Source organism: Chitinophaga sp. YIM B06452 (genome assembly GCF_039655965.1).
Lineage (GTDB): Bacteria > Bacteroidota > Bacteroidia > Chitinophagales > Chitinophagaceae > Chitinophaga.
The window spans coordinates 1,823,939-1,847,010 of the sequence record NZ_JAWLKY010000001.1 but is presented as its reverse complement, the minus strand read 5'-3'; the positions used below and the strand labels follow the sequence as shown (position 1 = coordinate 1,847,010).

General features: G+C 53.0%; 14 protein-coding genes. 4 read left to right on the top strand and 10 right to left on the bottom strand.

Annotated elements, in window-relative coordinates; all coding sequences use genetic code 11:
* Nucleotides 1-13 precede the first annotated feature (13 nt).
* The gene (gene gatB / locus R3I13_RS07340; RefSeq protein WP_346317276.1) at nucleotides 14-1,471 is read left to right on the top strand and encodes an Asp-tRNA(Asn)/Glu-tRNA(Gln) amidotransferase subunit GatB; all 1,458 of its coding nucleotides are present in this window, start codon (nucleotides 14-16) and stop codon (nucleotides 1,469-1,471) included.
* Nucleotides 1,472-1,681: 210 nt separating this feature from the next.
* The gene (locus tag R3I13_RS07335) at nucleotides 1,682-2,827 is read left to right on the top strand and encodes a TlpA disulfide reductase family protein (RefSeq protein ID WP_346317275.1); all 1,146 of its coding nucleotides are present in this window, start codon (nucleotides 1,682-1,684) and stop codon (nucleotides 2,825-2,827) included.
* 68 nt (nucleotides 2,828-2,895) lie between these two features.
* On the opposite strand, the gene R3I13_RS07330 is transcribed toward R3I13_RS07335, so the two are convergent.
* The 6 genes from R3I13_RS07330 to R3I13_RS07305 form a co-directional block, all read right to left on the bottom strand.
* Nucleotides 2,896-4,290 carry a RagB/SusD family nutrient uptake outer membrane protein gene (locus R3I13_RS07330; protein WP_346317274.1) on the bottom strand — a complete coding sequence of 465 codons (1,395 nt, stop codon included), beginning with the start codon at nucleotides 4,288-4,290 and terminating at the stop codon, nucleotides 2,896-2,898.
* A gap of 3 nt (nucleotides 4,291-4,293) precedes the next feature.
* Nucleotides 4,294-7,140 (bottom strand): SusC/RagA family TonB-linked outer membrane protein, encoded by a 2,847-nt coding sequence (locus tag R3I13_RS07325; RefSeq protein ID WP_346317273.1) that lies wholly within the window; start codon nucleotides 7,138-7,140, stop codon nucleotides 4,294-4,296.
* 193 nt (nucleotides 7,141-7,333) lie between these two features.
* Nucleotides 7,334-8,761: a SusD/RagB family nutrient-binding outer membrane lipoprotein gene (locus R3I13_RS07320; protein ID WP_346317272.1), complete on the bottom strand. Its 1,428-nt coding sequence runs from the start codon at nucleotides 8,759-8,761 to the stop codon at nucleotides 7,334-7,336.
* Between the two features lie 29 nt (nucleotides 8,762-8,790).
* Entirely contained in the window at nucleotides 8,791-12,000 is a 3,210-nt protein-coding gene (locus tag R3I13_RS07315) for a SusC/RagA family TonB-linked outer membrane protein (RefSeq protein ID WP_346317271.1), read from the bottom strand.
* A gap of 503 nt (nucleotides 12,001-12,503) precedes the next feature.
* Complete coding sequence (locus R3I13_RS07310) at nucleotides 12,504-13,205, bottom strand: IS1595 family transposase (protein ID WP_346317270.1); 702 nt, start codon at nucleotides 13,203-13,205, stop codon at nucleotides 12,504-12,506.
* A 243-nt stretch (nucleotides 13,206-13,448) separates the two neighbouring features.
* Nucleotides 13,449-15,773: an efflux RND transporter permease subunit gene (locus R3I13_RS07305; RefSeq protein ID WP_346317269.1), complete on the bottom strand. Its 2,325-nt coding sequence runs from the start codon at nucleotides 15,771-15,773 to the stop codon at nucleotides 13,449-13,451.
* Between the two features lie 173 nt (nucleotides 15,774-15,946).
* On the opposite strand from R3I13_RS07305, the gene R3I13_RS07300 reads away from it, so the two are divergent.
* Nucleotides 15,947-18,160, top strand: coding sequence for a two-component regulator propeller domain-containing protein (locus R3I13_RS07300; RefSeq protein WP_346317268.1), 2,214 nt, complete (start codon nucleotides 15,947-15,949; stop codon nucleotides 18,158-18,160).
* A gap of 18 nt (nucleotides 18,161-18,178) precedes the next feature.
* Complete coding sequence (gene recO / locus R3I13_RS07295) at nucleotides 18,179-18,913, top strand: DNA repair protein RecO (protein ID WP_346317267.1); 735 nt, start codon at nucleotides 18,179-18,181, stop codon at nucleotides 18,911-18,913.
* Here recO and R3I13_RS07290 read toward each other — a convergent pair whose 3' ends face one another.
* The 4 genes from R3I13_RS07290 to rsfS all read right to left on the bottom strand — a co-directional run bounded on the left by R3I13_RS07290 (nucleotide 18,914) and on the right by rsfS (nucleotide 22,922).
* A complete protein-coding gene (locus R3I13_RS07290) occupies nucleotides 18,914-19,678 on the bottom strand; it encodes a UDP-2,3-diacylglucosamine diphosphatase (RefSeq protein WP_346317266.1) in 765 nt (254 codons plus the stop codon).
* Between the two features lie 84 nt (nucleotides 19,679-19,762).
* Complete coding sequence (locus tag R3I13_RS07285; protein ID WP_346317265.1) at nucleotides 19,763-20,398, bottom strand: LUD domain-containing protein; 636 nt, start codon at nucleotides 20,396-20,398, stop codon at nucleotides 19,763-19,765.
* An 8-nt stretch (nucleotides 20,399-20,406) separates the two neighbouring features.
* Complete coding sequence (ftsH, locus tag R3I13_RS07280; RefSeq protein ID WP_346317264.1) at nucleotides 20,407-22,446, bottom strand: ATP-dependent zinc metalloprotease FtsH; 2,040 nt, start codon at nucleotides 22,444-22,446, stop codon at nucleotides 20,407-20,409.
* Nucleotides 22,447-22,517: 71 nt separating this feature from the next.
* Nucleotides 22,518-22,922 (bottom strand): ribosome silencing factor, encoded by a 405-nt coding sequence (rsfS, locus tag R3I13_RS07275; protein ID WP_346317263.1) that lies wholly within the window; start codon nucleotides 22,920-22,922, stop codon nucleotides 22,518-22,520.
* Between the last annotated feature and the right edge of the window lie 150 nt (nucleotides 22,923-23,072).

The window sequence follows — 23,072 nt, the reverse complement described above, 5'->3', positions numbered from 1 at the left end:
GAAGAAAATCAATATGAGCGCGAGCATCGATTATAACAAGTATGAAGCGGTAATTGGCCTGGAAGTACATGCCCAGCTGCAAACGGAAAGCAAGCTGTTCAGCAGCGACAGCGCGGCTTTCGGCGGTTTGCCCAACACCCATATCAGTCCCGTTACGCTGGGCCACCCCGGCACCCTGCCTTTCCTGAACGGGAAAGCGGTCGAACTGGCCATCAGGCTGGGTTTTGCCTGCCATTGCGAGATCGAGAAAGAGAATTTCTTTGCCCGTAAGAACTACTTCTATCCCGACCTTCCGAAAGGTTACCAGATCAGCCAGCATACGGCGCCCATCTGCATCGGCGGGTATGTGCCCATTTTCACGGACGGCAAAGGCCGCAACGTGCAGCTCAACCGCATCCACCTGGAAGAAGACGCCGGCAAAAGCATGCACGACCAGGACCCGGACAATACCATGGTGGACTACAACCGCGCCGGCGTGCCCCTGGTAGAGATCGTGACCGAACCGGACATCCGTAACGCAGACGAGGCTTACGCCTACCTCACCGAATTGCGCCGCCTCGTGCGCTGGCTTGAAGTCTGCGACGGCAACATGGAAGAAGGTTCCATGCGCTGCGACGCTAATATTTCCATCCGCCTCAAAGGCGAAACCCGCCTGGGCACCAAGGTGGAAGTGAAGAACATGAACTCCATCCGCAACGTGAAGCGCGCCATCGAGAACGAGATCAAACGGCAGATAGAACTGACGGAACAGGGCGGGCAGATCGTGCAGGAAACACGCAGCTTCGACGCGTCCAACGGCAGTTCATTCCCCCTCCGCTCCAAGGAAGAAGCCAACGACTACCGTTATTTCCCGGAGCCGGACCTGGCGCCTTTCCGCCTCACCACTGAATATCTCGACGGTATCAAAGCCGCCCTGCCGGAGCTTCCGGAAGAAAAAGTAACCCGTTACACCAGCCAGCTGGGCCTCCGCGAGTATGATGCCCGCGTGATCGCAGACGATAAACCCACTGCCGAATATTTCGAAGCCCTCTCGGCCGCCACGCCGCATTTGCAGGCCGCCGCCAACTGGATGCTCGGCCCCGTCAAATCATGGCTCAACGAGAACAATGCAGAGATCAGCGGTTTCCCCGTGAAACCCGCTGCCCTGGCGGAACTGATCGGCATCATTGCAGACGGGAAAGTGAATTTTTCCATCGCTTCCAGCCGCATATTGCCCGCCATGATAGCCGAACCGGGCAAAGGCCCCCTCGCAATTGCCAACGCGCTCAACCTGATACAGGACACCGATGCAGGCAACATTATGCCGGTGATAGACGAAGTGCTGGCCAAATACCCGGCGAAAGTAGCAGAATTCAGGTCCGGCAAAAAAGGCCTGATAGGGCTGTTTGTAGGGGAAGTGATGAAACTCAGCGGTGGAAAGGCAGACCCGAAACTCACTAACGAATTATTAATGAAGCGCTTAAACGGTTGATAAGCCGTTCATCCCAATTAACGTGAATAATGTGAATAAAGCCATATCACTGCCGGCTGGCTGCTGCGGCTTGTTATATGTTACATCCCGTTTTGGCCGGGAAATGCATTAACATGTCCACACCGGCTACATAATTTTAACAAAACCGGGATAAGCTTCCCGGTAATTAACCCTATTTTTGAAATGAATATCAGATTTAAAGAAAAGCCCATGAAAAAATTAGCCATTTGGTTGTCTGCAACAGCCTTGCTGGCGGCGTGTAACAATCACCCGGAGAAAGGAGGATTCAAGATCGACCTGCAACTTGCCAACGCACCGCTCGAAAAAGTATATCTCGAAGAAATTGTAGGACAATCTACCAAGATAGTGGACACCACTGCCGTGAAAGACGCATCCGGGAAACTGGAGCTGGACGGGATGGTCACCGAACAGGGTTTGTACCGCATCCGCTTCGAGAACGGCAAATACATCCTGCTGGCGCTCGATGCCGGCGACATGAGCATCAAAGGCGATTACAACGAATTGGAAAAGATCCAGGTGAAAGGTTCCGAAGCCACTGAAGAGATCCAGCAGCTGCTTAAATACTACAGCGATAAATCGCAGGTGCTCAGCAAAGAGATGCAGGCGATGGACAGCCTGCGCCTGGCCAAAACGCCGGACAGCCTGCTGGCCGCGCGCCGGGAGAGCTTTGAAAAGGAAGCCAATAATTTCAAACAACATTTCCTGGAAGCATCACAGCAAAGCAAAAACCCCGTTCCCGCAGTATTTGCATTGCAGCTTGTAGGGTTCGAAGATGCGGAAGACCTGCTTTCACATAAAAAAGATTTCGAAGCGCTTGCCAAAAAATTCCCGGAAAACGCCATGGTGAAAGACCTGCTTTCCAATATCGCCAACGTGGAGAAAGACGCTAAAACCGAAGCCAGCAGCGGCCCTTCGTCTATGATCGGCCAGCAGGCGCCGGACTTTACCCTGCCTGACCCGACCGGCAAGCAGGTCAGCCTCAGCTCTTTCAAAGGAAAATATGTACTGGTGGATTTCTGGGCCAGCTGGTGCGGACCCTGCCGCCAGGAAAACCCGAACGTGGTGCAGGCTTACCTTAAATATAAAAACAAGAACTTCACCATCCTCGGCGTATCGCTCGACAAAACGAAGGACGCATGGCTGAAAGCCATTGCAGATGATGGCCTCGCCTGGTCTCACGTGAGCGACCTCAAGTTCTGGGATTCTTCTGTAGTACCGCTGTACGGCATTTCCGGCATTCCTACCAACATCCTCGTAGACCCGCAGGGCAAGATCGTAGCTGCAAACCTCCGCGGCAGCGGGCTGGAACAGAAGCTCGGCGAATTATTGCAATAACGTATTCTTCATAATAAACTAAAAAGGCGTCCCTGGCAGGACGCCTTTTTAGTTTGCCGCAAACCTTGTCAGGATGCATATTTCGGGTGCTGCGCCATATTCTTGTTCGCCTGTATTTCGGCCAGCGGGACGGGAAGATAATAGGCCCTGTCGTTTGGCGTGAGCGTAGTGGGCTGCAGCGGCACCTGTATAACGTCTTCGGGTAAACGGACAATGTTTTGTTTCCTGCGGCGCAGGTCGTAATAACGGTGCCCTTCGAAAGCAAGTTCCTTGAAACGTTCTTCCTGCACCGCATTGTTCAGCACAGTTGTGTTCGCAAAGGTCTGCATGGTGTAGTTGCTGATGCGCATCGTACGCAGGCCGTTCAGGTCATCCGCACCTTTTTGCAGTTCGCCTTTTTCAGCATATGCTTCAGCGCGGATGAGATACATTTCCGAAACCCTGAAAAGCTTGATGTCTGCGAGGTTTGCCAGGGATGGCTGGCCCCCTGCATATTTGATCACGGCCCACCGGCGCGTAGCGCCGCCCGGTGAAAGATCGCGGACATAGGCGTTGAAACGTACGTCGCTGGCGGCATCCATTGCAGCCAGCAGCTTAAAGGAAGGCGCGAAGGTTACGCGGCCAATATTGTTGCGGTAGAACTCGCCAAGTCTTCCATCCTGCGGGTCGCGCTTGAGCTTCCAGATAACGTCTGCCGTGCTTTTGTCCGTCCAGATGTCGGGGAACTGCGCTGCTGCGGCAAGCGGCACGGCATTGATCACTTCTGTGGCAGCGGTAATTGCAGCGTCCCAGTTTCGCTGGTAAAGCGCTGCGCGGGCTTGCATAGCGCTTACGGCGATGCGGGTAATACGGTCGGGATCATTGAAAGAGACAGGAATGTTCTGCTTCGCCAGCGCCAGATCTTCATTTATTTGTTCAAAAACCTTCTGCACTTTATCTCTGGCGGGCTTCCCGATGTAAGAAGCAGTCATCACGGGAATGCCGGGAGAATCCGGGTGATAGTCAACTGCATAATGCCGCAGCAGTTCAAAATGACAAAATGCGCGCAGCGCCAGCAATTCGCCTTTCAGCTGATGCAGCCACACCTCTTCCTGCGGAGAATAAGGTACATTGTCTATCACGCCAAGAATGCGGTTGGCCCTGTCGAGCACCCTGTAAAAGCTCTGCCAGGCTGCCGTCACATCAGGGTTTACAGGGTCCTGGCTCCAGCCGAAAGCCTGTATGCCCCTGCCGCCGGTGTTTTCAACAGGCAGCATATTCTCGTCTGCCAGCAATGAACTGATGGTGATGCTGGAAGTGTCCAGTCCCGCGTAAACGCCCAGCACGCCGGCATTTACGTCGCTCACCGTTTCAAAGGCCACTGCCTGGTCCTTCATGTCCGTAGGCTTGATGTCCAGCTCGCCCAGGCAGGACGCTGCGCTCATCCAGCAGCCTAATAAACCAAGTATGATGAAGTTCTTCATGTACTAAAATTGTATGCTTACGCCCGCGGTAATGGTACGCGGCGAAGGGTATTCAAAAAAGGCGTTGCCATTGTTGTCTTCCGGGTCCAATCCGTCCCATTTCGTAAAGGTCAGGAGGTTCTGGCCTTGCAGGTAAACCGTTGCCTGGCGCAGGAACTGCGTAGGTTTTAATAACTGCTCCGGGATATTGTACGATAATTTCGCATTGCGAAGACGGACATAGGATGCGTCCTGCAGATCGCGCGACGTGTAGTTGCGGCGGTCGGAGAAGCTCTGGATGTCCGTTATGTCTCCGGGTTTACGCCACCTGTCCAGCCACCGGCGGCTCTGGTTGCTGGCCGCGAAGGAATTGTTGTTCAGTGTATATACTTCAATGGCGTTGTAACGTAAAAAATCCTGCGCATAGGTGAAGAACACGTCTGCGGAAAATCCTTTCCAGTTCAAACGCGTGTAAAAACCGCCATTGTAGCGCGGTTCGGTGGAACCAAAGTCTGCCACGCTCTGTGTGGCTACATTGTAGCTGGAGGTCGGGTTTCCGTCCCTGTCGTAATAAAATGCCTTCCCGGTCTGTGGGTCCACCCCGCCCCATTTCACGATATAGTGCGAATTAACGGGCAAGCCCACACGAAGAATGTATGTGCCCACGGTAAACTCGTTCGTGCCGCCAAGGTCCGTCACGCGGTTCTTATTGAACGCGATGTTGAAACCGGCCGTCCAGGTGAGGTTCTCCGTCCTGATGATATCCCCGCTCAGGTCCGCTTCCACCCCGCGGTTGCGGATGGTGCCGGCATTGATAGGGCGGGAAGTAAAGCCGCTGGTCTGTGAAAGCTGTTCTTCGAGGAAGAGCCCTTTCGTGCTGCGGTTATACCAGTCCGCCACCAGCCTGATACGGCGGTTGAGCAGTTCTATATCGAGGCCGGTATTGAAGGTGTTGGTGTATTCCCAGTTGAATTCCGCGTTGCCCGCCGAAGTGGGAACAATGGCGGGGGCGCCGTCGTAACGGCTGGCGCCGTAGCCTGAGGCATATGCGAAGTTCTGGGCAGACGGGGCGGCGGAAGAACCGTAACTGCTGCGTACCCGCAGCGTATTGATCCAGCTGAGGCCTTCCATGAAAGATTCTTTCCCCAGATCGTAACCCGCGCCCACGGAATAGAAACCATGCCAGCGGTTCTTTTCAGGGAGAGAAGAAGAGCCGTCTCTCCGGTAGCTCAGGTTCAGGGAAAATTTATCATCATAAAGATACCGCGCCAGGCCCACCAGCGAGATCAGCGCGGAACCTGTCTTGCGGCCGCCTACCTGCGGGATGAAGCTGTTGAGTGCGGACCCTGGCGTAACGCCGGACAAAGTGCCGTCCAGGCCGGGCGTAATGCCGTAACCCGTTACAGCCATATTCGAATATTTAATGCGGTTGAATTCGTAAAAGGCGCCCACAGTAAGGCGATGCTTCTCCTGCAAGGTCCTGTCGAAAGTGAGGCCGGTGGTGGCTGTGAACTGGTAATACCGGATCATTTCCTCGCGGTGCATGCCCTGCTTGCCAGGCACCCCGTCCTGGCTGCCACTGAAAGAACCGGGCCTGATGGTGCGCGTCTCCACGTTTTCTCTATAATCGAAACCCAGGTTGGAAGAGGCGTACAGCCAATCTGTGAAATAATATTTCAGGTCGGTACTGATCATGCCTTTCAGCTGGTTCACTTTATACGTACTGTTCTCCATCCTTTCAATGGCATTGGAACCTTCCCGCGTGTCAAATGCCCCGCCGAGCTGGTTTTTGTTGCCGCTGTGCATTAGCACGCCATTCACATAAGGCGCTTCATACGGCAGGGCATAATACAGCGCCGCAATGGGATTGGGCCCGGAGGAAGTATTTTCGCTTTCAATGAGACTATTATTCGTATAGCCGACAGCGGTATTAATGGCAGCGGAGAATCTTTTGGCGCGAACGTCCAGGTTGGTGCGGAAGGAATACCTTTCCAGCCCGGAGCGTTTCACAATGCCTTCCTGCTTCAGGTAACCGGCGGAAGAATAGAACCGGATGCTTTCGCTGCCGCCGGAAGCGCTGAGCTCATATTCGTGATAGGGCGCAGCGCGGCGCAGGAACTGGTCCTGCCAGTCTGTATTGATATGGCGCATGCTGTCGAGAATAGCGGCATAGCGGCTTTTGGTGGATGCGGGCAGCGAGGCGTTGGCGGGGTTGAGCGGGGAAAATATCCAGCCCGCTCCCAATGTGCGGCCTGTTTCCTGCCCTACTTCTTCTTCAAAGCGGAGGCGTTCCTCCGTACTCATCATGTCGAAATGGTTGCGCGCAAGCTGTGAAAAGCCGTGCTGGGTATTGAACCGCAGCGATATATCCCCGGCCTTCCCTCTTTTGGTATTGATCACAATTACGCCGTTAGCCCCGCGGGAGCCGTAGAGGGCGGTGGCATTGGCGTCTTTCAGTACGGTCACCGATTCAAAATCTGCCGGGTTCATAGACATAAAAACGCCGCTTTCCACGGCAATGCCATCCACGACATACAAGGGGGAAACGGTGCCGCCGTAGGTTGCCTGGCCGCGGATAAGCACCCTAGCGGCCGCGCCTGGCTGGCCGCTGCCGGAAGCTACGTACAACCCGGCTGCGCGCCCCTGCAGCAGCTGGTCGAAGGATGCCATTGGAATATTATTGATAGCACTTCCGGGTATCGTGGAAACGGCGCCGGTATATTGCCGGCGGGTGGCGGGAGAATAGCCGGTAATCGCCACTTCATCCAGCATCCGGGGAACACCCGCAGTGTCCGCCTTATTGGATGGAACTTGTGCAACGCCAGGGACGCTTATGGCCGCTAGTAACCATACGGACAGCGTTTTTTTCATCGTGATTTTCATTAGGCCTCGTGAACAGAAAAGTTAATCAGGTAACAGTCCGGCCACAAAATACTGGTTTTCAGGGGGAAAAGCTACAACACAAACATGTGATAAGATATTATATAAAAGTTATCCTGGTAAACGGGGCAAAAAAAGAGGGCCGGCATAGCTGCCGGCCCTCATTATCTGTAGAAGAAAAATCTTATTTCTTAGCCCACCAAACGGGTACGTCGATGGCTTGCAGACCGGGGAAGTTGGCATTCCTGGTCAGTTCAGCCTGCGGATAAACGAAGCGCTGAGGCCTTGAATTTACGCCGAGCACGGAAGCTTCAGACCTTTTAAGGAACTCGGGATAGCGTGTGCGGCGCCATTCGCTCCATGCTTCAAAGCCCTGGGTGCCCACCATCGCGAAGTATTTCTGGGTAATGATGCGTTTCTGCAGGGTGTCCACATTTGCGCTGTTCCAGGCAACCTGCTGGTGCGTCATGTAAGTGGTAGCTTCTGCATTGGTGCGGCCACCCCATACGAAGCTGGCGCGGATGCCTTCTTCATAAAGTTCGGCTGCGTTGCCTGTACCCCAGCCTTTCAGGGCTGCTTCAGCCTGCAGGAAATAACTTTCTGCTCCGCTGATGATAACGCCGGGAGCAGCACCGCTCAATACGCGTGCGCTCGGGTTAGACAGCGGGGTGGTGCTGGGCACATTGTCGTAGCCACCCTGGGGGATGGAACGGTACTGGCCTGAGGAGAGGTTGAAGTAGCTGGCGATACGCGCGTCGCCCCATTCTTTCAGCTTATCCAGTACAGTGCCGGAAGCGCCCTGGTTACGGATTTGCAGTGCCAGCACTTCAGCCCAGATAGGATACTGATTGCCGCCTACATCTACATAGTTGATCTGCCAGTTCTGGGTCAGGAAGGTGGGGTTGGTGGCATATAACGCCTGGATGCCGGCTGCAGCCTTTGCAGCAGCGGCATTACTGGCCGTTGAAATGCGGAGATAAGCGCGTAGCAATAGAGTATTTGCAAATGCTTCCCAACCTTCGCCGTTGTCGAGGATGTCCTCGCTACCAGGCTGGTAATCATTATCCGGGTCAAGCATATCCCTGCCTTTCTTTATCCACGCGAACACACTGTCGTATACTCTTTCCTGGGTATCGTAATGCGGGCTGCGGTTGCCGGAGCCATTCAGCGCCTCAGACAACGGGATGTCGCCAAAGCCGTCTGTGAGCAGCATAAAGGCATACGCGCGCAGGATGTAGGCGCGGGCAGACCACTGGTTGAATTTCCGTATGCCTTGCAGCGCGATCAGGGAATCCGTATCTGCAAGAGCATTCGCATACAGGATAGCCCAGGCACGGTCGAAATCGCTGGGCCCGGAGGCATATGCGTCGATCGTACGGAACTGGCTGGCGTTGGGCTTCTGCGTCCAGTATTGGCTCCAGAAGTTGCCGTATGTCTGGTATTGATAACTGGTTACATGCGCAACAGACGCTTCTATGGAAGGCAGGAGCTGTTCCGGGTTGGCTTTGGTGGTAGAGTTCGGGTTTTCGTTGATGTCCAGGAATTTTTTACACCCGGGCAGTACGATGGCCGCTACAGCTAAAGCCGCTATGATGGATTTTATTTTTCTCATTTTCATAATTTCTCGTTTTCAGCTAAAGGTTAGAAACTTACTTTCAGGTTCACACCGAAATTGCGCAGGGAAGGCTGGGCAGTAAAGTCGAAACCTTGTTCGTTACCCGCACCGCCGGAGTTAACTTCCGGATCAGCAAACATGTTCTCTTTAGGCGTGTGGATCCAAAGGTTGTTACCAAACAAACCAACAGACGCATCACCAAACGGAGTCCTGTTCAGCAGGGTTTTGGGCAGCTTGTAAGAAAGGCTCACTTCCCTCAGCTTAATATAAGAACCATCGATGATATGCGCAGCATCAGGCACAATGGACTGGTTGGTCCAGAAGTCCATCCACTGTGTTTCCACGGTTGTATTCGGGAGATACTTGCCGGGGTTGTTGCGGTCCCTGATCACGGTGTTAGGCACAACGTAAGGCTGACGGTCGTTTACCACGGTCCTCGGGGTAGTACCCACGAAAGTCATGATGTCGCTGGTCCTGGAATAGAAGTAACCGCCTTGTTTGGTATCGAACAGCATGCTCAGGCTGATGCCTTTGTAGCTGAGGTTGGTACCCCAGGAAGCCATCCACTCAGGGTTGTAAGAACCGAAGTAACGCGCGTCGGGGGTCAGTTCAGGCATGCCGGATTCGTCGTTGATCACCATCCTGCCCTGGTCGTCCCGGAGATAATCGCGTGCGTAGAAAGTACCGTAAGGACGGCCAACTGCTGCAACGATGCTCATACCCTGCACACCGCCCACAACTACCTGGTCTACGCCCGGCAGCAGGGATACAACGGTGTTTTTATTCTTGGTATACGTACCGAACAGTTCCCAGGTAAAGCCTGTGGAAGTTTTGATCGGGGTAACGCGGAGGCCAACTTCCACACCTTTGTTCTCAACCACGCCTGTGTTCATGATCTCGTTGGCGAAACCGGTGGAAGGCGCGATAGGAGCTGCCAGGATCTGGTCTTTAGACCTGTTCTGGTAATAAGAGAAATCTACAGACAGCCTGTTATCCCACATATTCAGTTCAGTACCTACTTCAAAAGCGTTGGTCCTTTCCGGTTTCAGGTTAGGATTGCCGATGATATTGCCCATGGTGAGGCCGGGAGTACCGTTGAAAGGGAACAGGGTATTGGCGAAACCGCCCAGGATCTGCGTTCTTACATAATAGTTGAGCAGCTGGTAAGGATCAGCATCGTTACCCACGGAAGCGTAGCTGGCGCGGATCTTACCGTAGCTCAGGAAGTCGGAGATCTTGCTGTCTTTCAGCAGTTCGGTAAACACGAATGAACCGTTTACGCTGGGATAGAAGAAGGACCTGTTGGCTGAAGGCAGCGTGGAAGACCAGTCGTTACGGGCAGTAGCGCCGAGGAACAACATGTTCTTGTAAGCAAGGTCCAGCTGGGCATACAGGCCTACCAGGCGGCGCTGGCTGTAGAAGTTTTCAGCTTCGGGCGCACCGTTACTGTTATCCAGGTTATACCATCCGGGAATTACAAGACCAGCAGAGTTGGTGCGTGCGTCCAGGGTGGTGAAAGTACGCTGGCGGATATTGTTACCCACCATCAATGAACCGGTGAAGTCTTTGCTGAAATCATGCTTCGCGGTGATCATGAGGTCATGAACGATATCGCTGAGGTTGATCTTGTTTTCTTCATAAGCCCCGGTGATATGTTTGGGATCGCCCCAGTCCGGGTCAGCAGGCGCCAGGTCGGCTTTAGCCTGTTTGATGCGGCGGCGGTCGGTGTACACGTCTGCACCCAGTCTTTCGGTGATGTTCAACCAGCTCAGCGGTTTGTAGGTTACGGTAAAGTTACCGGTAACGCGGTCCACGTCGTTCAGGTTTTTGAATTCCCTCAATACCCAGTAGGGGCTGTTAGTGTAAGCGCCATAGTAACCGTATTGCGGGTTACCGTCAGCATCCTGCAGCACATCGCCGTAGCTGTAATAAGGGTTGTTCAGATCGCCGAGGTCCTGTAAAGGAATATCACGGGGAGTTTGCAGCACATTGTCATACACGGAACCATCGCCCTGGCCGCCCTGGATCATATTGCTGTTGATCTTGGAGTAAGCGATACCGATGGAGGTAGAGAACTTGTTGCTGAGCTCAGTGCTTCCGTTGAAGCGGACGCCGTACTTGTTGTAACGGTCCACATTGGAAGGCATAACGCCGTTGGAGTTGAGTGCATTCAGCGAGAGGTAATAGGTGGATTTTTCGTTGCCGCCTGCGAGGGACACGTTATTGTTCCAGGCTCTGCCCATTTCGAAGAACTTCTTAACGTTGTCGGGAACGGCAGAGTAGGGTTTGGAGAGGCGTTTGCCGTTGATAGACTGGCCCCATTCGGTCATGGCGCCGTCGAATTTCGGGCCCCAGCTGAAGTTTTCCAGCGGATCGGGCTCAAAGTGGAAACCCTGGCCGAATTCGTTCTGGAAAGTGGGGAGTTTGAGGATGTTGGAGAGCGTTAAAGCGGAGGTATAGGTGATCTCCTGTTTTTTGTTAGCGCCCTTCTTCCCTGATTTAGTAGTGATGATCAACGCACCGTTGGAAGCGCGGGAACCATACAGCGCCGCAGCGGCAGGACCTTTCAGGATAGAGATATCTTCGATATCGTCCGGGTTGATGTCGTTACCACGGTTACCGAAGTCGATAGCGGAACGGCTGTCGCCGCCGCCGATAATGCTTTCGTTGTCGATGGGCACACCATCCACAACAAGCAGTGCCTGGTTGTTACCGGCAATTGAAGAACCACCACGGAGTACGATACGGGAAGAGGAACCGGGAGCGGAAGCGGTGCTGGTGATGTTAACACCTGGCACTTTACCGGTGAGGGCGTTCAGCGGGCTAACACTCTGGCCCCTGGTAATTTCCTCAGCCTTTACAACTGGCGCGGAATAACCCAGGGAACGTTTGTCACGGCGGATAGCCTGTGCGGTAACCACTGTTTCGGTGAGGCTCGTAACGTCTGCGCTGAGCACAACATTTACGGTAGAGCCGGTGATCCTGGCTTCCTGGTCTTTCATACCGATGAACCGAACCACCAGCGCGGTAGCTCCATCCGGTACGTTCAGGGTGTAATCACCCTCGGCGTTGGTAACGGTACCAACATTTGTTCCTTTTGCTAACACGGTCGCCCCGATGATCGGGGTGCCGTCTTCCGCGGCAGTAACCTTTCCTTTAATGGTTCGGCTCTGCGCTAATACCTGTCCTGAGAGGCATACCAGGAGCAGGAAAAGCACGGTTAGACCTTTCCTCATAAGCATAATTTAGTTGTTTAACGAAATTTTAACAGACAAATATAAATTACTTAACGGTTTTTTAACGCAATTGGTTTGTAATTTTTTCGGAGGCGACATAGATTTTTTTTTAAGTAATGAGTAATACTGGATAAGTTTAACACTATAGGGAGTGCCTGCTTTCCGCCGTCACCAGGGGTTTGGGTGGGGTATAAAAAAGAAAAGCAGGCGACAAGATTATCACCCGCTTATCATCAACCAAAATCTAAATCGAGATCTTTAATGATTTCATATGCCCGGAACCCGCTGGGTCCGCGCACAATGTCTTTATTGGTTGAAATATTTGCTAGTAAAGGATGGGTACTGTTACTGCATGTCTGGCCAAAAGTTTGATCGGATATAGAATTATAATCCCATATCAAACAGTTTGATAATGTCTTTTTCATAAGCGACAGATTCTGGTACTGTAAACATACCAAGCTCTCAGCAATTTCCAATCTGCCGCTTACCCGGGAAATACCCGGTCAAGACAAGTTTAGTGGAAACGTTTTTAAGAGGTTGAGCAATACAGCGTATAATTCTTCGTGACGGTAATTGTACCTGAACTCGCATTCTTTCAGGTGCAGGTAAGCCGTGTTCCGGTTGAGTCCTTTGAATTTGGCCAGGCGGTGCTTGGTGAGGCCCCAGAAACCGTCCACATCGTCCAGCCCGGATTTGGCCGCATCCACATCGTGGTGGTGGTTGCCCAAATGGTATAAACGGTATTGCCCAAGGTCTACCACACCGTTAAAACGGCGGATGCGCTCGGCGCTGCCCACCGTTTCCAACACGGAACGGCCGCGGGCGATAGCCTGGATCATGGACCTGCTCACGTCAGGGAGTATCTCCGTGAACACCTTGTTGTCCTGCTTGTAAATACCGAAAATTACCGGCTTGATGATGCGGTCTACGTCCGTTTTCACGGCTACGGCCGTATCATGGCCCTGGTGGAGGGAGTTGGCCCTGTGCGCCCAGGAGGCAGCACTGGTGGCAGTTTCAGGTTGCAACGACTCGCAATATTTCACGATCTGCAACCTTATCTTTTTCAGGTAACTGTTGATGGTTACCCTGCTGACGCCGCTGATATTCGCTATCTGCGTGGCCGTCAGGTCTTCGGAGAATAACTTAAGTATCTCCTTAAATTTACGCTCGGACAAATGAGCGCCCTTCAGGAACTTATTTTTCATGGACTAAGAGGTTAGAAATGGCAGTCTAAACCTCTTACTTTTTCCGCGCTATATATAATGCTTTATTATAAGCGGCGATTTGTGTGTGATGAGCGCACCCTACTAGATTATTTTATGAAGAGGGCAAAAAAAATCCGTGGCATTAAGCCACGGACTACGATCTTACAGGAATCACATGCAAAATAATTATCATGCCCCTGTTATATTAATTTGTTTGAACGGCTATAATAAATGATAAGCGTATCAGTCATGCTTATCTTCCAGCCCCAGCTCCTTCATCTCAAGGTCCTTCTCCTCGTCCAGCGCCTTCCATAATTCCTTCTTCTGCGCCTTCTTCTTCAACGCTTTTTCCATCCATAACAACATCGCCGGCAGGATCGTCAGGTTCGTTACCATGGCCATTACCAGCGTCAGCGACGTCAGCCAGCCCAGCGCTTTCGTACCCTGGAACTCGGAGAACGCGAAGATCATAAAACCCGCAAACAATATCAGGGATGTGTAAATGATACTCAAACCCGTTTCGTTGATGGTCTGCCTAACGGTAGCGGATATGTCAAAATTATTCAGCGGCAGCTCCTGCTTGAAGTTCACCAAAAAACGTATAGTCACGTCTATCGCAATGCCCAGCGCAATACTGAAAACCAGCACCGTAGATGGCTTGATCGCAATATCCAGCCAGCCCATCACCCCGGCCGTTACCAGCAACGGGATGATATTCGGCACCAGTGAGATAATGAGCATCCGCCAGGAACGGAACAGGTACAGCATGCAGAACACGATCAGCACAAAAGCCAGCAGGATGCTCTCCAGCAGCCCGTTGATGATGAAACGGCTACCTTCCAGGAAAATGATGCTGGTGCCGGTAAAGGTCACTTTGTAATGCGCTGTGTCAAATATTTCGTTCACATGCGGGCGCAGCGAATCGATGAGGCGCGGCAGCTCCACGGAACCCACATCGGCCATGTTCACGCTCATACGCGCCACCTGGCGGGTACTGTCCATAAAGGACGATACCAGTTTGGTGAACATAGACGCACTGTCGCCCCCTTTCATACGCAGGTAAGGCGCCAGGAAGCCAATGTCAAACTGGTTTGGCACGGCATAGTTCAGGCTGTCCCCGTTATAATACGCCTGCTTCGCGAATTTAATGCCCTCAGCTACAGACAGCGGGCGGGCAAAGGCCGGCTGCTCTGCAATGATCGCCCCCAGCTCATCCAGCTTGGTAAGCGTTTGCAGGTTCACCACGCCGTTCTTTTTCTTCGTGTCTATCACGATCTCCAGCGGCATCACGCCTTTAAAGTTCTGTTCAAAGAACTTCAGGTCGGTATACAGCTTATCTTTTTTGGGAATGTCGTCTACGATATACCCTACTGGTTTCAGGCGCATCATGCCCAGGATAGCGGCCAGCACCATCAGGCCGGTGAACAGGTACACCATGGGGCGGTATTTGAACACCAGCGTATTCAGCAGGTTGAGCACCGCACGGCAGAGTTTATTGTCGAGATAGCTCGTATGCTTGGTTTTCGGCGGAGGCAGGTAGCTCAGCACGGAGGGCAGGAAAATGAATGAAATGAGGAATACCAGCATGATATTCACGCCGGCCACAACGCCAAAATGTTTGAGCAGTTCGCTCCTCGTGAAATAGAATACCCCAAAACCGATAGCCGCCGTGAGATTGGTGAACAGCGTCACGATACCCATACGTTGCACCATGCGCACCAGCGCGGTCATCTTTTCGCCATGAACGGCGTATTCGGTATGATACTTATTGAGGAAATACACGCAGTTAGGAATCCCAATTACCACGATCAGCGGCGGGATAAGACCAGTGAGCAGGGTGATCTTGTACCCGCAGAGCACAATGGTGCCCACAGACCATATCACGCCCATCGCCACCACGATCATGCTCATGAGCACGGCGCTGAAAGAGCGGAAGAACACCAGCAGGATGAAGGCCGTCAGCACAAAGGAAATGGCGAGGAACATCTTCAGCTCATCAGCCACTTTGGTGGCCATGATGGTCCTGATCATGGGGAGGCCGCTCAGCTTTACGTCCAGGTTATGCTCCTGGCCGAAAGCACGCGCAGTTTTAGAAATAGCTCCTACCACTTTGATGCGCCCGGCGGAGTTGAGCACTTCTTTATTGATATGCACCGCCAGCAGGTACGTGTGGCCATGCGGGCTGTATAGCAGTCCTTTGTAGAATGGAAGGGAATAAAAAACATTGGCGAGACTGTCCAGCTCAGCCTGCGTTTGCGGCATGGGCTGGAAGAGGGTAACTGCCCTGAGTTTGCGGGTGCTGTCGTCTTTCACGAGGTTCACGGCCACGGGGATGCTCAGGGTGTTCTCCACAGCCGGTATCTTCCGCAGGTCGTCGTTCAGCTTCACATAAGAAGAAAAGAAAGGCATGCTGAACAGGCTGTCTGTCTGGATGCCGATCACCATCATGTTGCCATCTTCCCCGAACTGTTTTTTAAACGACTGGTATTCAAGCCACTTGGGATTGTCCCTGGGAATGGCGCCGGTGAATTCATAAGACAACTCCACCTTGCTGGCAAAATATGCCATGATGCCCGTGCCTATAAACAACAAAGCCAGAAGCCACAATCGGAATTTTAATACAAAACCTGCCAGGCGCTGCCACATAATTTTTTCTTGGTTTGATTTGCTAAAGGCCATAAAGGTAACCATTCATTACGATTTATGCATAAGAGATAATTCGTAATTGTTACATTTGGATCATGTTCCTCCGATCACTGTTGTGCCTGCTTCTTTTCGCCCCGGGCGCCTATGCCCAACTGCTGCCCATCGGGCAATGGCGGGAGCATTTCCCCTGCCGGGAAGCCATAGCAGTGGCCGCCGGGCGGGAGGCCATCTTCTGCGCCACGCCCTACAGCCTGTTCTCGGTTTCACAGACCGGCCACGAATTCACCCGCTACAGCAAGGTGAACGGCCTGCATGATGCGGGCATTGCCACCATCGGCTGGCATGAAGGCAGCGCCTCCCTCCTGGTCGCTTACCGGAACAGCAACCTGGACCTGCTGCGGGACGAGAACGTGGTGAACATCCCGGAGATCATGCAAAGGCAAACCTCCGGCGATAAGCAGATCCGGCATATCGCCTTCAGCGGGCAGCGCGCTTTGCTGTCCACCGGTCTGGGCATCATTGTACTGAACCTGGAGCGGTATGAAATAGAAGATACCTGGCTGCCGGCGCAGAGCAGCATTGTGTTTTCCACCGCGGTAAACGGCAATACCTGCTACGCCGCCACCTCAGTCGGCGTCAGGAGTGCTTCGCTGCAGGGCGGCAACCTGGCGGATCACCGCAGCTGGACGGATGTTTCCGCCGGCCTTCCCTCCCAGCCCATGACGGAGATCGCCATAGCCGGCGCTTTGGTGATAGGCCGGGTGAAGGACACGCTTTTTTCACTGGAGGGCAATACCTGGCTGAAGTGGTATACCGCTTCCGCGCCGGTACAGCGCCTTTCCGTACAATCCGGGAATATCCTGCTAAGCCAGGCCGGCAAAGTGCTGCAACTTTCACCGCAGGGCACGGTGGTAGCTGAATACAGCCAGGCAGGGCTGATCCGGTCACCGATGGACGCAGTAATGACAGGCAGCAGCACCTGGATAGCAGACGGGCAAAATGGTTTGGTACTGCATGAGAATGGCGTTTATGAATCTTTAACACCTAATGCGCCGGCAGGCATTGCCACCGGCGATCTTTTCATACATAACAATGCGCTCTGGGCAGCTTCCGGCGGAGTAAATCCCGGCTGGCAGGCAGCAGGCAACACACAGGGACTTTATCGTTTTGAGCAGGAAGAATGGCATAACTATGCTTTCCCATTGCCTTATCACGACATCATATCATTGTCGGCCAGCGGGCGGGAAATATATGCCGGCTCATTCGGGGGCGGACTGCTCACCATCCCGGAAAACGGCGCTTACACAGGTCTCCGGCCACTGGGCGATTCGCTGATCAGCGGGCTGGCAACGGATGCGGAAGGTTATCTCTGGGCAAGTTCTTACGGCGCCAACGGCAACCTGCTCGTGAAACGGAAAGACAATACCTGGCAACGCTTCACCATTCCCATTTTTCACACCGCCAATGCGGTGAGCCAGGTATTGATAGACGACAGCAACCAGAAATGGATCGTTTCGCCGCGGGGCAGCGGCGTGCTGGTGCTGAACCATGGCGCAACTGTTGAAAATACACAGGATGACCAGTGGAAGCTGCTACAGGCGGGCGCTGGCCGGGGGAACCTTCCTTCCGGCGAAGTGTATTGCCTGGCAAAAGATAAAGACGGATGGATCTGGATCGGCACGGCCCGCGGCGTGGGCGTGGTGCAATGCGCGCCGGAAATGTTCGGCACAGCGGGCTGCGATGCCATCTGGCCGGTGGTCCGCCAGGACAATTTCGCCGGTTACCTCTTCCAGAATGAAAAGGTGAACACCATTGCGGTAGATGGCGCCAACCGCAAATGGGTGGGCACGCAAAACGGCGCATGGCTCATCAGTGCAGATGGCAGCCGGATCATCCAGCAATTCAACACGACTAACAGCCCCCTCCCTGATAACATCATCCACCGCATCGCGATACACCCTGAAACGGGCGAAGTATTTTTCGCCACCGCGGCGGGGATCATCTCCTGGCGCGGCACCGCCACGGAAGGCACGCCGCAGCAGGGCAGCAACGTAGTGGTATTTCCCAACCCTGTGCCGCACGGCTACGAAGGCACCATTGCGATCCGCGGGCTGGTGCAGCATGCTATCGTTAAGATCACGGATATTACCGGCAAACTCGTTTACCAAACGCGCGCGCAGGGCGGCCAGGCGGTATGGAACGGGAAGGACTACACGGGTTACCGCCCGCAGAGCGGCGTATACCTCGTATTGGCTTCTGATGAAACCGGGAAAGAAAAGATCGTTACGAAGCTGGTATTTATCCGCTGATCACCGAATTTTGCCAACATGCTGCACAAAACACCGGGTATCGTATTACGGACCGTTAAATATGGGGACACCAGCGTCATCCTGAGCATCTTCACGGAGCTGTTCGGCATACAGTCCTATATCGTGAACGGCGTGCGCTCGTCCAAGCCCAAAGCCTCCAAAGGCAATATCCTCCAGCCCGGCAACATCCTCGATCTCGTGGTGTATCATCACGAGCAGAAAAACCTCCAGCGCATTTCGGAATTCAAGCTCGGGCATGTATATATTTCCATGCATGTGAACATCGTGAAGAACACGGTAGCGTTGTACCTGATAGAACTGTTGCAGAAAGTGATGAAGCAGCCGGAACACACGCCGGAGCTATATCATTTCGCGGAAAGCACGTTCAAAGCGCTGGATACGGAATCTACGCCGGTGGCTGCCAACCTGCCGCTCTTCTTTACATTGCGGCTCGCTGCGCACCTGGGTTTCCACTTTGGCGGCCATTATTCGGAATACACGCCTTACCTGGACCTGCAGGAGGGCGTATTCACAGACCTTCCCCCGCATCACACCAATTACCTGGATGAAGTGAGCAGCGCCATTACAGACCGCCTGCAAAGCATCCGCGTTTTCGCGGACCTCGAAAAAATTGAACTGAACAAAGAGCGGAGAAGGAATATGCTCTATGCTTACCTGGAATTTTACAAGCTGCACCTTCCGGACTTCACCGAGCTGCAATCGCCGCCCATCCTGCACGAGATACTGGGATGATCATTTCCCGTAGTACTTCAGCTCCGTCGTATTCCCGTCGAACACGGCGTAGGAGTTATAATTGAGCCAGTCGCCAAGATTGATGTAGCGGCTGTGTTCGCCCACTGTAAGGTCCAGCGGCAGATGCCGGTGGCCGAAAATAAAATAATCGAAATGTTCTTTTTGCAGGATCTCCCTGCTGTAGATGGCCAGCCATTCATTCTCTTCACCTAAGAACTGCTCCAGCTGGGAACCGGTGGCAGCGCGGCTTTTACGGCTCCAGTAGTTGGCCATGGAAATGCCCCAGTTAGGCGGGATGCACGAAAACAGCCAGCGGCAAACGGGGTTGCGGAATATCTTTTTCAGGAATTTATAACCATGATCGCCCGGGCCAAGGCCGTCGCCATGGCCGATATAAAATCTTTTCCCGCCGATGGTGTACTGCTGCGGCTCAAAGTAAACGGGGATCTCCAGTTCTTCCTCAAAATACCCGTCCATCCACATATCGTGGTTGCCGATGAATACGGTGAAACCAATGCCTTTGTCGCGCATTTCGGCCAGCTTGCCCAGCAGGCGGGTATATCCTTTCGGGATCACGTGTTTGTATTCGAACCAGAAATCGAAAAGATCGCCTACCAGGAAGATGTGCGCCGCATCTTTCGCCGCTTCATCCAGCCACTGGACGATGAGGCGTTCCCGGTCCCGGCTCTTCTCCATGTCCGGAGCGCCCAGGTGGAAGTCTGATGCAAAATAAACGCGCTTGCCCGGTGGCAGTAATATTTCCATTAAACGGACTTTCTTAAAATGTAAAATGCAAAAGTGATGAATTCCTTTTGCATTTTACAGGTATTTGTATTCAATAAGATCATGTTATTCATCCAGCAGGAAAACGTATACTTCCTTGGGCCCGTGCACACCTACCACCAGCGTTTTCTCAATATCCGCGGTACGGCTGGGGCCGGTGGCAAATGAGATCATGGAGGGCAGCTGGCCCGGGTATTTTTCCTTCACTTTATTGATCCCGTCTTTCAGGTCGAACACGAGCTGGTGCGTGTAAGCCACCACGATGTGAACGGGGGCGTACACCGGCAGCGAACGGCCCGAAGGCTGCGCGGCGCTCATGATGATGGTGCCTGTGCGGGCAATAAGGTATTCGCAATCCGTAATAGCGGCATCAAGCGTATGCATATCGCCTACGTTGAGATATGCCGGGTTGTACGGTCTAAGGATCGTTTCCAGGGAAGGCGTTTTGCAATGAACATGCGTCCATTCCTTGTTCTCCACCAGGGTTTGCAGGTTTTCGGCCAGCTCGTCGCGGGAAGAGCAGAAGATGAATTTGCCCTGGAGTTTGGAAAACTCTTCAGCGAATTTTATCTCCAATCCGTCATGTGCCGTATCAAACACAGAGTTGTTGCCTTCTGCATTGGGGAAGGGCAGCTGAACCGGTTGGCTGAGCGCATTCCTGACCCTTTTGAGAATATTTTCTTTTGCCGGAGATACTTTCATGTTGATCCCTATTCTGAAATCGCGTTTGCGGGTGAAGGGTTGATGATGTCTGTAGGATGAACGCCGTCGGTGGTCATTCCTTCCTTGTTTGGCACCAGGTGCTCCCTGTGCGTTTCATACGGGCGTTTGCCGATGAGGCGCTCCAGGTCGTCTTTATACAGCACTTCTTTCTTCAGCAGCTCCTGCGCCAGTAGCTTCACATTGTCCAGCTTTTCGGAAAGCAGCGCTTTGGTGCGGGCATATGCTTTTTCGATCAGCAGCCTTACTTCCGTGTCGATCATCTTGGCGGTCTCTTCGGAATAAGGTTTGGTGAACGCCTGTTCGCTGTTGGGATCGTAGAAGGAAACATTCCCCACTTTGTCGTTCATACCGTACACGGTCACCATGGCGTAGGCCATGCGGGTGATCACCTGCAGGTCGTTCTGCGCGCCGGTGGAGATCTTGCCGAACACGAGGTCTTCCACCGCACGGCCGCCAAGGGTCATGCAGATGTCGTCCATCAGCTGTTCGGTGTTGTAGAGATATTGTTCTTTCGGAAGGTACTGTGCGTAACCCAGGGCAGCAACGCCGCGGGGCACAATGGTCACTTTCACGAGCGGGTTGGCATGTTCGAGGTACCAGCCGCAGATGGCGTGGCCCGCTTCGTGGTAAGCGATCACTTCTTTCTCTTCCGGGGAAATGATCTTGTTCTTCTTCTCCAAACCACCGATCACACGGTCTATGGCATCGTTGAAGTCTTCCATTTCCACTTCGTTCTTGCCTTTACGGGCTGCAATGAGGGCGGCCTCGTTACAAACGTTGGCGATATCGGCGCCGGCAAAACCGGGCGTCATGGAAGCGAGCTTTTTGATATCGAGGTTGGTAGATATCTTGATCGGTTTGAGGTGCACGTTGAAGATATGCTCACGCCCGTTCAGATCCGGCTTGTCGATGGAGATCTGGCGGTCGAAGCGGCCGGGGCGCAGCAATGCGCTGTCCAGCACGTCTGGCCGGTTGGTGGCGGCGAGGATGATGATCCCGCTGTCTGTACCGAAACCGTCCATTTCCACGAGCAGCTGGTTGAGGGTGTTCTCGCGCTCGTCGTTGCTCATCATCACGTTCTTTCCACGTGCGCGGCCGATGGCGTCGATCTCATCGATGAAGATGATACAGGGTGCTTTTTCGCGGGCCTGTTTGAACAGGTCGCGCACACGGCTGGCGCCTACGCCCACGAACAGTTCCACGAAGTCGGAACCGCTCATGGAGAAGAAAGGCACCTGCGCTTCGCCTGCCATGGCTTTTGCCAGCAGGGTCTTACCGGTGCCCGGAGGGCCTACCAGCAGCGCGCCTTTGGGTATCTTACCGCCGAGCGAAGTATATTTTTTCGGGTTCTTGAGGAAATCCACGATCTCCATCACTTCCACTTTGGCTTCGTCGAGACCGGCCACATCGTTGAATGTGATGGTCACGCGGGTGCCTTTGTCGAAGAGGGTGGCTTTGGATTTACCGATATTGAAGATGCCGCCGGGCCCGCCGCTTCCGCCGGAAGGGCCGCCCATTTTACGCATCAGCAGCACCCACATGCCTATCAGCAATAGTATGGGCAGTAATATCTGCATCAGCGGTTCAAACCAGTTGGGCCGGTCTATGTAAGACACGTTCATCTGGTCTGCCAGTGGCATATCTGTTTGTGCTTTGTCCAGTTCCTTCTGGAAGCTTTCTACGCTGCCGATGGTGAACTGGAAGTGCGGACCGGGATTTTCGCTCCCGAAACGGCCTTTGGATACGTTTTCGTATTTAGGGTCTTTCAGCCTGTCTTTCTTGATATATACTTCCACCAGCCGCTTGTTCACTACCACCAGCTTTTCAACGTCCCCGGTACGGAGGTACTGTTGCTGGAACTCCTTAAAACCGGAGAGCTCCTTGGGCTGATTGGTCAGCGGCGGCAGGAAATTCATAGCCAGCAGGGCTATGCCGATAAAGGCATACACCCAGTATATATTGAACTTCGGGCCTTTTTTCGGAGATTTTTCTGATCCCTTGTTATAGTTATTGCCTCCTTTTTCCATGATCGTTCGCTCCTTTACGAATGAGTGTTGTCTGTTTATACAAATAATTAATACAAAACCGGGGGTTTTGTTCAGTTTTCAAGATGTTCCATGCGTTCTGCATCGCTCCACATCTCTTCCAGATTGTAGAATTTGCGGGTTTCGGGTATGAAAACATGCACCACGATGTTCACATAATCCACCAGGATCCACTGCTGGGCTGTGAAACCTTCATGTTTATACGGCGTTTCATCCGTATGCTTCTTCACTTCCTCTTCCACAAAATCCGCAATCGCCTTAACTTGATTATTGGAATTGGCCTCACAAATGATAAAGAAGTCAGCTACCGCTTCAGGGATCTTTCGCAGATCAAGGGAAACGACATTCTCCCCTTTTTTCTCCTGTATGGCCTTTATGATAGTGGTAAATATCTTACTGTTCCTGTTAATGCGCGTTACCGCCTTTTTCCTGGTATTCAGAATGGTTAAGGGTGCCAATAAATGCTGTTTTTGTTAAAAATAAACTTTAATCCTCAAAATTACTAAACCAGCGTCAAAATATAACACCAGCCGCGTACTTAGGTAGACGAACGAGCCGGTAAAAAATTGTTAAAATGTTTTACTTTGCTTTTTTCAAGTAAAACAGGC

Excerpts from the sequence above, each read along its gene's own strand:
- R3I13_RS07315 (WP_346317271.1), bottom strand. The coding sequence starts at position 12,000 with ATGAGGAAAGGTCTAACCGTGCTTTTCCTGCTCCTGGTATGCCTCTCA.
- R3I13_RS07285 (WP_346317265.1), bottom strand. The coding sequence starts at position 20,398 with ATGAAAGTATCTCCGGCAAAAGAAAATATTCTCAAAAGGGTCAGGAAT.
- R3I13_RS07305 (WP_346317269.1), bottom strand. The coding sequence starts at position 15,773 with ATGGCATATTTTGCCAGCAAGGTGGAGTTGTCTTATGAATTCACCGGC.
- R3I13_RS07325 (WP_346317273.1), bottom strand. The coding sequence starts at position 7,140 with ATGAAAAAAACGCTGTCCGTATGGTTACTAGCGGCCATAAGCGTCCCT.
- recO (WP_346317267.1), top strand. The coding sequence starts at position 18,179 with ATGCTGCACAAAACACCGGGTATCGTATTACGGACCGTTAAATATGGG.
- R3I13_RS07320 (WP_346317272.1), bottom strand. The coding sequence starts at position 8,761 with ATGAGAAAAATAAAATCCATCATAGCGGCTTTAGCTGTAGCGGCCATC.
- R3I13_RS07300 (WP_346317268.1), top strand. The coding sequence starts at position 15,947 with ATGTTCCTCCGATCACTGTTGTGCCTGCTTCTTTTCGCCCCGGGCGCC.
- R3I13_RS07335 (WP_346317275.1), top strand. The coding sequence starts at position 1,682 with ATGAAAAAATTAGCCATTTGGTTGTCTGCAACAGCCTTGCTGGCGGCG.
- ftsH (WP_346317264.1), bottom strand. The coding sequence starts at position 22,446 with ATGGAAAAAGGAGGCAATAACTATAACAAGGGATCAGAAAAATCTCCG.
- R3I13_RS07310 (WP_346317270.1), bottom strand. The coding sequence starts at position 13,205 with ATGAAAAATAAGTTCCTGAAGGGCGCTCATTTGTCCGAGCGTAAATTT.
- gatB (WP_346317276.1), top strand. The coding sequence starts at position 14 with ATGAGCGCGAGCATCGATTATAACAAGTATGAAGCGGTAATTGGCCTG.
- R3I13_RS07290 (WP_346317266.1), bottom strand. The coding sequence starts at position 19,678 with ATGGAAATATTACTGCCACCGGGCAAGCGCGTTTATTTTGCATCAGAC.
- R3I13_RS07330 (WP_346317274.1), bottom strand. The coding sequence starts at position 4,290 with ATGAAGAACTTCATCATACTTGGTTTATTAGGCTGCTGGATGAGCGCA.